The 11237-nt window shown below is 64.5% G+C and carries 6 protein-coding genes; all 6 read right to left on the bottom strand.

Going from position 1 to position 11237, the window contains the following annotated elements:
- Positions 1-365: 365 nt before the first annotated feature.
- Complete coding sequence (locus ON20_RS26910; RefSeq protein ID WP_040840106.1) at positions 366-2066, bottom strand: carbamoyltransferase C-terminal domain-containing protein; 1701 nt, start codon at positions 2064-2066, stop codon at positions 366-368.
- Positions 2067-2073: 7 nt separating this feature from the next.
- On the bottom strand, positions 2074-4869 hold the full coding sequence (locus ON20_RS33485) for a polyketide synthase (protein ID WP_051163404.1): 2796 nt from the start codon (positions 4867-4869) through the stop codon (positions 2074-2076).
- Entirely contained in the window at positions 4866-7982 is a 3117-nt protein-coding gene (locus ON20_RS26900) for a non-ribosomal peptide synthetase (RefSeq protein ID WP_169332387.1), read from the bottom strand. The genes ON20_RS33485 and ON20_RS26900 overlap by 4 nt, the downstream gene beginning before the upstream one ends.
- Positions 7975-8202: a phosphopantetheine-binding protein gene (locus ON20_RS26895; protein ID WP_281032916.1), complete on the bottom strand. Its 228-nt coding sequence runs from the start codon at positions 8200-8202 to the stop codon at positions 7975-7977. Before ON20_RS26895 ends, ON20_RS26900 begins: the two co-directional genes overlap by 8 nt.
- A 20-nt stretch (positions 8203-8222) precedes the next feature.
- A complete protein-coding gene (locus ON20_RS26890; RefSeq protein ID WP_040840101.1) occupies positions 8223-9857 on the bottom strand; it encodes a (2,3-dihydroxybenzoyl)adenylate synthase in 1635 nt (544 codons plus the stop codon).
- Between the two features lie 525 nt (positions 9858-10382).
- Complete coding sequence (locus ON20_RS26885; RefSeq protein ID WP_218002648.1) at positions 10383-11048, bottom strand: hypothetical protein; 666 nt, start codon at positions 11046-11048, stop codon at positions 10383-10385.
- Positions 11049-11237: the final 189 nt, after the last annotated feature.

The raw sequence follows: 11237 nt of genomic DNA, 5'->3' as shown, positions 1-11237 counted from the left end.
TCGGCGCTATTGTCAGTTTTCGAAGTCGTCTTCAGGGATTTTCGAAGTCCTGTTCATTGCCTCTACTTCTGCAGTGATTCGCGGGCTCAGGTGATTCGGTCGCGGGCTTGGTTGCTATGGACGGCCTGCCGCTGGTCGATGCTCGTCTACTCTCTACTACCCACGGATGCCGCGGCAGCCGACGTGCTCCGCGAGTACGACTGTGTCACTTTCACTGCGGCCTGGGCCGATCCACCGGCCGATCTGGTGTTTCGGTCGGTGGTAGATTCGAGCCCGGTCTGGAGTGGTCGATGACGACCTCACCGGTGCTCGTCCGAGGCTCCGAGATCGCGAGCCTGCTGCGAGTCTCCGCTCATGTTGACAGCTCACTGGCCGACGCCCAACTCTGGCTGCCGGTGACCGTCCGCTGAAGGGTAGAAGTCGATTACGCGATCGTCGAGGACGAGGAAGTCCAGGCCGATTGCGCGCGCCGAGTGGACGGCTTCTGCTGCGGTGTCGACGATCGGTTCGCCCCGCAGGTTGAACGACGTGTTGATAAGGACAGGGGGTGCGCCTGCCGTCCGCAGGTATTCGAGCACGGCCCACACCGGTTCTGTCAGGTCTGTGATGAGTTGGGGTCTGGCGGTGCCGTCGACATGAACGACGGCGGGTATTTCCTTGCGCCCACGGTCGGTGACGTGACTCGCGCCCAGCATGTAGCGGTGCAGGGTTGGGTTGGGCTCCCAGTAGGTACCGTCGCAGCTGGCCAGCCCGACTGGTGACAGCGGTCGCCACAGTTCACGTCCCTTGGCGAGGTTGATTCGGTCGCGCATGGACTCGTCATGCGCGGCGGCGATGATGGAGCGATGGCACAGTGCTCGTGGGCCGATCTCCGCTCGGCCGGTGACCACGGCACCTATCTGACCGTCGAGCAGACGGTTGCCCACCTCGTCGGCGGTGAATGGTCGGGCGGATAGGTCGTACTCGGACAGGACCTGGTCGATGTCCGCGGACGGGATGGTGCGGCCGAGGTAGGGGGTGAGCGGCGGGCCGGTGTGTGTGGGCGGGCAGATCGCCCATGCGGCACCCAGCGCGACGCCTGCGTCGTGTGGGATGGGTGGAACGTATACCGGTTGGGGCAGTAGGCCGTTCGATGAGCAGTTCAGGGCAACACCTCCCGACAGGCACAAGGCGTCGAGGCCGGTGACGTGGCGGGCTCGTTGCGCGAGTAGTGCGCATACCTGTTGGAGGCTCGCCTGGGCACTCCAGGCCAGGTGGACCGCGTCCTCGTTGCGGTCCAGGTCGTCGGGGGCGCACGGACGCCTGCGATAGCCGAGCGCGCGGAAGTGGTCCCACCAGGCGAGGACGATCTGTCGGTCGGACGCATCGGGCGGCAGGTCGAACGGCGTGCTGAACGTATCGCCTGTCATCGTGAAGATAGGCCACGGTTCGATGGCGCGGGCTCGTCCGTACGCTGCCAGGCCCATGGTCTTGCCTGCCTCGAGCCAGTTCAACCCGATGAGCTCGGAGACCGCGTTGTACATGTGGCCCAGCGAAACGGGGATCGGCCAGCAGTCCTTGCGGACGAGATGCCGGCCGTGTCGCGCGTGGTAGATCGATGTGCTCTCGTCGTCGCCGTAGCCGTCGGTCACCACCACGGCGGCTTCGGGGTACCCGGAGGCGTAGAAGGAGGAGCAGGCGTGCGCGTAGTGGTGGGGAACACAGACCAAGTCGGGGTGGCGTATCGGGTCCAGGTCCCAGCCCAGGGCGGCGGTGAGGAACTCCCGGCTGTCACCGAACCGCCACGGTCGTCCCGGAAGGGCTGTGTCCAGGCGACCTAAGTCCGTCCGGGTGGCATGCCGGGGCAGGTCCCAGCCGAGGGCGACGACGTCGATGTCGGCCGGGGTGATGCCCGCCATGTCCAGGCAGGCTTGCGTGGCGTCGCGCGGATGGCTGTGTAGCGCGTGCTTGTAGCGGGTGATCCGCTCTTCCTCGATCAGTGCATGTACCCTGCCCTCGCCGTCAACGAGACAGGCGGCCGCGTCGTGCCAACCCAACGGAGGGGCGTTCAAGCCAAGAATCCACATGGTGCCGCTACCTGGAGGACGGTTGGTCTGTGGTCGGCGTGTCGTCGCTGTAGATGCGGTCGAAGACACGGGCGAGGACTTCGAAATTCTCCGGCTCGGTGTAGAGCGAATAGTGATTTCCCGGCAGCGGGACGACAGTGACGGTGCCTGTCGTGTGTTGTTCCCATACTTCAGGCGGCAGGCTCCTGATTCCCACGAGGTCGTAAACTTCGTTGCGGCGTTCGGTTGCCGCGAGAACGGTGAGATCCGCCTTGATCGGTGGTGGTTGGTCTGCCGTGGTCAGTGCCATGGCATTGCGCACCAGAAAGCTGACGAAACGGCGCATGGTCTGCTCGGTGCGGTGCGACCACGTGGGTTGACGCAGGATCGTGACGACATCATCGATCGTGTCCGCTTTCGGCGGACGTATGGGCAGCCCAAGGAAATAGGACAGCGTGATCGCGGCGGCTCGGATGTAATCGAGCTCTACGGGCGGCCGGGGGTAGGCCTCCACCGGAAGGGGGTCGATCATGACGATATCGGTCACCGTTTCGCCTAGTTGCTGTAGTTGATGGGTGATCTCGATGGCGAGGTTGCCTCCCATCGAATAGCCCGCCAGTCGGTAGGGGCCGTGCGGGGCGACTGTTCGGATTTCGGCGATGCACATCTGCGCCATTTCCGCGACCGTGCCGGGAGGATTCGGGTCGTCGAAGGGGTAGGCGAGGGCATAAACGGGTTTGGCGAATGTGGTGGACTGAATCAGTTTGTGATAGCAGAACACCGTGCCGTTTACCGGATAGATGAAGAAGATCTCCTCGCCTGCTGTGCCCTCGCGCAGCTTGACGACCGGCGGGTCGACAAGGTTGCCCGACACCCACGTGCGAATCTCCTGGGTGATGCGACGCGGGGTGCGAAGTTGAACGAACCGTTTGAGGCTGATGGTTGGGCCCAACCGGTCCGCGATCGCGTCCACGATTTCCACTGCGGTCAGCGAGGATCCGCCGAGGGCGTCGAAGTCGTCGTCAGGTCCGAGGCGTTCGATCCCCAGGTGGGTGCGGAAGATGTCGACCACCTGGTGCAGCAGATCACCCTTGCCGTGATCGCCGCGAGCCCCATCCGCCGGTTCGCTGCGATCATCGTGATGTGCAGCAGCGGGAGGACTGACCCAGTATCGCTCGCGGTGCAAGGGGTGGCCCGGTAGGGGAATCTTGACGGCATGCGCCAGCGCGCTGTCGGGCAAGTCGTCGACATCGGCCGGGGTTGCCGCAGACGGCGTCGGGGCACCGTCGATGTATCGGAGCAGGGCATCTCGGGCCTCGTCGAGGGTGTGGGCCCGGAAGACGACGGTGTTACGTGAGCGTGCCCACCTGCGAGTCATGCTGTAGGCAAGGTCGTCGATGCGGACATCGTTGGTCAGCAGGTAGCGGTGGAGGTTCTCGGCGGACTCGCGCAGAGCGGTATGGTTGCGCGCGGACAGCGGCAGTAGGTACTCGTGCCGAGTGGGGGCCTGCCGAGCACTGTGGCTGGGGGCAGGGGTGGTGAGGATCATATGTGCGTTGGTTCCCCCCATTCCCAGTGATGTCACGGCAGCAGCACGTAGGGGTGTCTCGACACTGTGGCGATCCTGGTAAATGGTCAATCCGCTGCGGTCCAGCTGCAGCAGAGGATTGACACACGCGTAGTTGATCTGCGGTGGGATGGTCTGGTGGCGAAGTACCAGCGCGGTCTTGATGAGACCGGCGATACCGGCGGCAGCGGCCATGTGACCGAGGTTGGCCTTGATGCTGCCGAGCCCGCAACCCGGGGCTACGCCCCCTGCGGCGGAGTAGGCCTTGGCCAGCGCCGCGACTTCGAGAGCATCACCGAGCGGGGTTCCGCTGCCGTGAGCTTCGATGTAGCCGATGTAGGAGGTGGGTATATCGGCATCGGCGACGGCGTCGGCAATGACGGCCATCTGCGCTGAGGTACTTGGTGCGATGAAACTGGTCTTGTCGGAGCCGTCGTTGTTCACACCGACTCCGCGGATGACAGCGTAGATGCGGTCTCGGTCGGCGACCGCGTCGGCCAGGCGTTTGAGGATCACCGCCCCGCCACCGTTACCTGCCACCCATCCCGATGCGTCGGCGTCGAAGGGGCGGCAGTGTCCGTCCTTCGACCAGACTCCGCCGTTGGCATACATATACCCGGCGGGCTGGGGTAGCCGTAGTGCGACCGCGCCCGCGATGGCCGCATCGCAGCGCCTGGTCATCAGTGCCGTGCAGGCGGTGGCGACGCCCACCAGCGCGCTGGAGCAGGCGGTCTGCACGGCGATCGACGGGCCGGTGAGGTTGAGTATGTGGCAGAGGCGGCTGGGGAGGAAATCGACCTCGTTGCCGATCCGTACAGAGTGCGGAATATCGTGTCCGAGGTGGTCGGAGGCGGGTAGCAGATTCTGCCTGAGGTAGTCCGCGAATCCGATACTGGCGAAGACACCGATCCGCCCTCCGGGCGGCATACCGGCGTCTTCGAGTGCATGCCAGGCGCATTCCATGAACAGCCGGTGCTGCGGATCGACGACGGCCGCCTCGGCGGGAGTCATACCGAAGAACTCGGCGTCGAAATATTCGATGGCCGACACCGGGGCACCGTAGGGCAGGTAGGCGGGGTCCGACAATATTGTCTCGGGAATCCCGGCACGTCGCAGCTCGTCGGGGTCCAGTCGACGGATCGCCTCGTGCCCGTCGAGCAGTGATTGCCACAGCTGCGCAACGCTGTCGGCGGCCGGAAATCGGCCAGCCATGCCGACGATGGCGATCTCGGTTTTCATGCTGTTCTCAGAGGTCATGGCCTGGTCCGCAAGAGTGAGGTGACATGGTCGGTGTAGCCACCGAGGGTGGGGTAGGTGAACAGGTCGAGCGGGGTGAGGTCGGGAGGGTCGAGCAGTTCGACGACCCGGGTGTGGATGAGCGGGACGTCGAGGGAGGTGCCTCCGACGGCGAACAGGGTGTCGTCTGGTTCGAGGTCGTGATCTACTCCGCGTGCGCGCAGGACGGTGTGCCAGATCGTTCGTATCTGCGCCGACAGAGTCGGCGTGTCCAGTGTCGACAGGGGTGGACTCGGCGAGAGGTTCGGCGGGGCAGGAAGTTTCGTTCGGTCGACTTTGCCGTGCGGGGTCAGCGGGAGGTGGTCGAGCCACATGAACGTTGCGGGAATCATGTGCGCAGGAAGCTGCGCGCGCAGATAGTCCTCGAGTTCTGTCGCGCCCGGCTGGGCGGACTCGGCTGCCTGGACGAGATAGGCGACGAGTCGGGCGTCCCCAGGTGTCGCAGCCTCGTGGGGGATGACGACAGCTTCCGAGATGCCCGCGTGGGCGCGGAGGGTCGTTTCGATCTCGTCGGCCTCGACGCGATGGCCACGGATCTTGAATTGGTTGTCGCGGCGGCCGTGGAAATCGATGGTCCCGTCCTCGCGCCAGCTGGCGATGTCTCCGGTGCGGTACAGGCGGGCCGATGGATCGTCGGTGAACGGGTCGGGGATGAACCGCGCCGCGGTCAGCCCCGGCTCGTTGAGGTATCCGACGGCGACACCGTCACCGCCGGTGACCAGTTCACCTTTCTCGCCGATGTCGGCCACGGTGGCGTCGTCTCGCAGGATGTAACAGGTGGTGTTGGCAATGGGTTTGCCGATCGGCATCCTGGTGGCGCCGGGGAGTAGATCGTTGACCAGGTATGCCGTGGTGAACGTGGTGTTCTCGGTCGGCCCGTAGGCGTTGATCAAGTGCTTGGGCGGGCCGCTCGCCAAGACGTCTCTGGCCAGGCGAAGATTCAGCGCATCGCCCCCCACCACGACATCCCGAACGCAAGCGAAGAGATCTGGTCGCCTACCGACCAGGTGGTGGAAGACCGCGGTGGAGAGAAATACGACCGATACGTCGTGGGTGTCCAACTCGCGGCGTAGCTCGTCGGGTGAGAGCTGCAATCCCCTCGGTGCGATGACGAGACGGGCACCGTTGAGCAGTGCCCCCCAGATTTCGAACGTGGCGCTGTCGAAGGACAGGGTTGCCGTGTGGAGGACGCGATCGTCGACGCCGATCGTGACGTAATCGGTATTACACACCAGACGGGTGATGCCGCGCTGGCGCACACCCACCGCCTTGGGACGCCCGGTGGTCCCGGAGGTGAACATGACGTAGGCGAGGTCCTCACCAACGACGGGCCTGGTCAGGCTCGGCGCGTGATCCATTCTCCGTCCGTCCATCCGAAGGACCCGAGCGCCGCTGATCACGCCGTCGACGCCGGGCAGAGCTATCAGGACGCTGACCTGGGCGTCCTCGGCCATGGCCTGCAGCCGCGGCATCGGGTGAGCGGTATCCAACGGCACGTATACGGCGCCTGCCTTGATGATGCCCACGATCGCGATGATCGCGTCCGCGCAGCGTCCGCCGGCCACACCGACCCGCTGTCCGATCGTGACGCCGTCATCGACGAGGGCGTGGGCGACCGCGTTCGCGTACCGATCCAGTTCCGCATACGACAGTCGCCGGTCTGCGTCGATGACCGCGCATGCGTGCGGGGCGTGGTAACGGCGGCGATCGAACAACTCCGCCAGGCTTGCTTCGCGCGGGTATGCCGTTGTGGTGGTGTTCCCTCGCCGGACCCACTCGAGGTGAGCGTTCCCGGGGATGCCCGTGGTGAGCAACTCGGTGAGCCTGTCCAGGTGAGCGGCGAGTTCTGCCTGCTCATAGCAGTTCGGGTTGGCATCGACATCGAGCATCGAAGACTCCCCGCTGGAGCGCACGTGCAGCTGAATCGCGATGTCCTCTACGAACTGCCCGCCCGCCGACAGATTCCGTGCCATCGCCCGACAACCCGCAAAGTCGAGCCGGTAATCGAAAGGCATGACGTTGACCATCGGGCCGTGCAGTCGCTGTCCACCACCGACGAGCTGAAGATCACGCCGCAGATGCTCGACACGGTAACGCTGATGAGGGCGGATCGTACGCAGTTCCCCGGCAATCATGCGGGCTACATGTGACACCGTAGCCCGCCTGCCGACACAAACCCGTAGCGGCACGACGTTCATGACCATCGCAGGTGTACGCGCAACCGCGGACCGCATCCTCCCCATGACGGGCATACCGAGGACCACCTCGTCCGCGCCGGTCGACCGATGCACGTAGCAGGCGACAAGAGCGAACACGATCTCCGCCCAGGTGGTACCCGCCCGATCGGCCCAGGTGCGCCAGGTGTCCACGGCATCGTCGGGCAATTGGCTGCTGCTGCGCAGCAGTCGGGCACCGGGAACCGAGGTGCGTTTGCTCAGGCTGACCGCGTTCGGACGGTTCGCGAATCGGGTGCACCAGAACTCGCGGTCGTCGCGGTGCGCGAGTGAGTTCTGATAAGCGACATCGTCTTCCACCACCGTGCGTAGCGTGCCGAATCCCGGCGAGGAACAAGGTATGCCGGTGACCGCCGCAGTATAGAGCTCGGCGACCCGGGAGGCCACCAGCGAGAAGCTGTATCCGTCCAGAACAATGTGGTGGGCGCGGTGATACCACAGGAACGAATCGGTGCCGAGGACGAACAGAGCATGACCGAACAGCGGGCCGTTTTCCAGGTCGGTCACCGTGCGCAGGTCGTTGTCCATCCACGCCAGTGCGGCGGCGAACGGGTCGGGGCGGCCGCTGAGATCGGTGACGGTCAGTGACCAGTCGGCAGGCTCACGCACCAGCTGCATCACCCGGCGAGGATCCGCGTCGAAGCGGATGTGGAGAGCCTCGGCTTCGGTCACCGTATGCCGCAGCGCCTTCTCGAAGCAGACGAGATTCAGCGGACCGTCGATCCGGATGTATTCGGCGGCGTTGTAGAGGGGACTGTCAGGAACCAGCTGCTGTCCGATCCAGACACCCTCTTGGGCTGCGGTCAGCGCCAATCGCTGCGGCCCCGAGCTACTAGGCATGTCCGTCCGTTCGAGATGTGAAGAACTCCGCCCAGTCATTCAGGGTGGGACGTTCCGCAAGGTCGGCGAAGGTAACTGTGCTCCCGAACGCGCGCCATCGTTCCACCAACGACATGAGCCGGATGGAATCGAGACCCTGATCGGGCAGCGGCGTATCGTCGGTCAATGCCGTTGCGGGTATGCCCAGCACATCACTCACGTCCGAGCGGATGCGGTCCACGGTCAGTGCGGCGCCGGTACTCAGGGGTTTGCTCCATCTCTCTGTGCCGTGGCGGCGATTCGGTCCCGCAGCCGCTGTTTGCTGATTTTCCCCACCGCAGTGCGGGGAAGCACATCGATGAACTCGACGCGATCGGGCACCTTATGTGCAGCCAGCCCCCTGGCACGGACAAAGGCGATGAGTTCGGATGCCTCGGGACGCACGTCTCGAGAGACGACGTAGGCGCAGATGCGTTCGCCGACAAACCTATCCGGCATCGCGACTACCGCGACTTCGACGATATCGGGGTGCGCGAGCAGGTGATTCTCGATCTCCTCGGCCGAGATCTTCTGCCCGCTGACGTTGATCTGGTCCTTGCTACGGCCGACGACGACGAGGTGGCCGGTCGGGGTCTGCCGGACGATGTCACCGGTGCGGTAGAAACCGTCCGCCGTGAAGGCGACAACGTTGTACTCAGGGGCCCGGTAATAGCCGCGGATGGTGTAGGGACCACGGATAAGCAGCTCGCCCGGCTCTCCTGGCGGCACCTCGCTGCCGGTCTCGTCGACCACCCGGATCTCGTCGTCCGGCGACAGCGGCTTTCCTTGGGTGGTGAAGACGATGTCGTCCGGATCATCCAATCGGGTGAAGTTCAACAGGCCTTCGGTCATCCCGAATACCTGTTGCACCCGGCAGTCCAGCACCGGGCGCACTCGTCGGGCGAGGTCCGGACTCAGCTTCGCCCCACCCACCTGCAACAACATCAGGCTGGACAGATCGTTGTCGGTATGGTAGGCGGCCGCCAACCATACGGGAACCACCGCGGGCACCAGGGCCGCCACCGTGACACGCTCGTTCTCGATCAGCGGAAACGTCACATCCGGCGCCGGATGTGGTGCCAGCACCACTCGACCGCCGGAGAGAAAGGTTCCAAGAGCCCCCGGGGCACTGAGCGAGAACTGGTGTGCTACGGGCAACGAGCACAGATACACCGTGTCGGGCGTCAATCTACAGAGCTCGGCGGCTGCTCGCGCGCCGTACAGGTAGTCGTTGTGCGTACGCGGGATCAGCTTTGGTGTCCCGGTCGTCCCACCCGACAGATGCAGTAATGCCACATCATTCGGATCCGTTGCGGGCCATGTGTCGATGCTGTCGGCGGTCTGGGCCCGCAGCGCTTCCACACTCACGAATTCGCCCGGCTCACCGAGCACGACGACATGCTGCACGGTGCGGGCCTTCGCCCGTACCTCGGCCGCCAAGGTGCGAAAGTCGAAGCCGAGATGATGATCCGCGACTATGTAGGCCACGGCCTCGGTCAACTCACAGAAGTAGGTCACCTCGGACCGGCGATAAGCAGGCAGCACCACCACCGGGATCGCGCCCAGTTCGAACAAGCCGAACAGAACCTCGAAGAACTCGGCGACGTTCGGCAGCTGCACTACAACCCGGTCATGTCGTTCGATTCCCAACGCCCGGAAACCCGCTGCCAGGCGGCTCGACCGTACAGCCAATTCCCGGTAGGACCACCGATGGCCGCCTGCCACCACGGCCGTGTGATCACCGAACATCGCCGCCCACTCCGCAGGCAGCGCCTCCAGCGTCTGACCCGACCAGTAGCCCTTGTCCCGGTAACGCGCAGCAAACTGGCTCGGCCACGGTGTGAACTCGGTGAGCACTGATCCTCCAGGGCTGAGGCCATGAAGACCCCATAAACCGACGGCGACATCCGAGTGTCGTCACCACCGCCCAGATGTGCGCGCCGAATGATACACCCTGTCTCGGCAGACTAACGGCAAATCGAATTCGGCGCTAGCCAAGCCGGCTGCCATGGCTGGCTCGCCAGGGGCCGAGCTTCGGTTTCTGGCCACCGGTTCGTCCTCGGGCCAGCATGCCAGCGCTGAACCCGACACGTTCGGCCGGGCGTGGTGCTGGTCAGCCTTCGAACCGGACCTCGGCGCCTGCGTCGCCGGTCCAGATCAGCACGGGTGTGGTGATCTGCTGACCACACTGCGTTCTCGCAGCTGCGGACCTTACTGCGGCCATCGGCGGCGGGAACACCGGCGAGGAAGCCAGTGGTTTCATTACAGCGAGTGCAGAACTTGTACTCGGTGTAGATCTGACCGATTCGCTTGTCCACCATAATCTTTTACCTTCCGGACTGTGCTGGGTCAGGTCAGGGAGCCGGGACCGACTCGGCCTGGTCAGACCCACTTCCCGGCTTCGGTGTGCGCGTCGAAGATGCCGAACGACACCACGTCGCCGACCTCCTCCTGGCCGTCGTCTTCGCCGCCCGGATCGGCATCGGCTGCGACGGGGCTAGTGTTGGCGGCCAGCGGCGAGACACCGTGCTCGGTGGCCATCACGTCGACCCACTTGATGAAGTCGAGTGCGGAGCCGGCGAACAGGTTACGGACGCGGTCCTGGAAGGCGCGCACGTCGTGGCCGGGCAGGAAATCGCGGGTGCTGATCGCTGCGCACCCGCACCCACAGGGCCGTTCACGGAACTCGGCCCCTTCCGGGAGGTCGTAGTAGCCGACCGGGTTCTGCGAGGCGTTGACCACCGGGTCGGGTCGGCCGATCCACCCGTCGCGCACCGGGGGCCCCTCGGCAAGCACCTGGCCGTCGACAGCGACCCGATCGTCGTGGACGGTGACACCGGTGATCTCGGCAACGGCACGAACCTGGCCGTCACCGACAATGACGGAAAACTTCTCACGGGACAGCCGATTTTTGTTGGCCTTCCACACTCCCCGGCCTGCCATCCACGCCTCCTCTTCGGTCATGCGCGGGAAGTAACCGACATACTCACGTTCCAGTGCATCGTTTGTCGCAGGTGAGTAGTAGCCGAGCTTGAACCGGACAGCCATACAGACACTCCTCAATCATGACCAGTCGAAGTGACTTCACTATTCACAGATTGAAACCAGATTTCAAAAGATGAACTACATTGACCTGATCCAGATGTGCCGAGACGCTTACTTGTCGGCGCAATCCAGGTTGGGGAGCGCGTTCGGGTGACCTAACGGTTGTCGTGAATCGATGGCGGTCTCAAGGGG

Origin of the sequence: Nocardia brevicatena NBRC 12119 (assembly GCF_000308495.1) — a bacterium.
Taxonomy (GTDB): domain Bacteria; phylum Actinomycetota; class Actinomycetes; order Mycobacteriales; family Mycobacteriaceae; genus Nocardia; species Nocardia brevicatena.
The sequence above is the reverse complement of the archived record's forward strand: the minus strand, read 5'-3'. Positions and strand labels throughout refer to the sequence as shown.

What these genes read in the sequence shown, in the direction of transcription:
- ON20_RS33485 (WP_051163404.1), bottom strand. Translation starts at nt 4,869, where the DNA reads ATGACCTCTGAGAACAGCATGAAAACCGAGATCGCCATCGTCGGCATG.
- ON20_RS26910 (WP_040840106.1), bottom strand. Translation starts at nt 2,066, where the DNA reads ATGTGGATTCTTGGCTTGAACGCCCCTCCGTTGGGTTGGCACGACGCG.
- ON20_RS26900 (WP_169332387.1), bottom strand. Translation starts at nt 7,982, where the DNA reads ATGCCTAGTAGCTCGGGGCCGCAGCGATTGGCGCTGACCGCAGCCCAA.
- ON20_RS26885 (WP_218002648.1), bottom strand. Translation starts at nt 11,048, where the DNA reads ATGGCTGTCCGGTTCAAGCTCGGCTACTACTCACCTGCGACAAACGAT.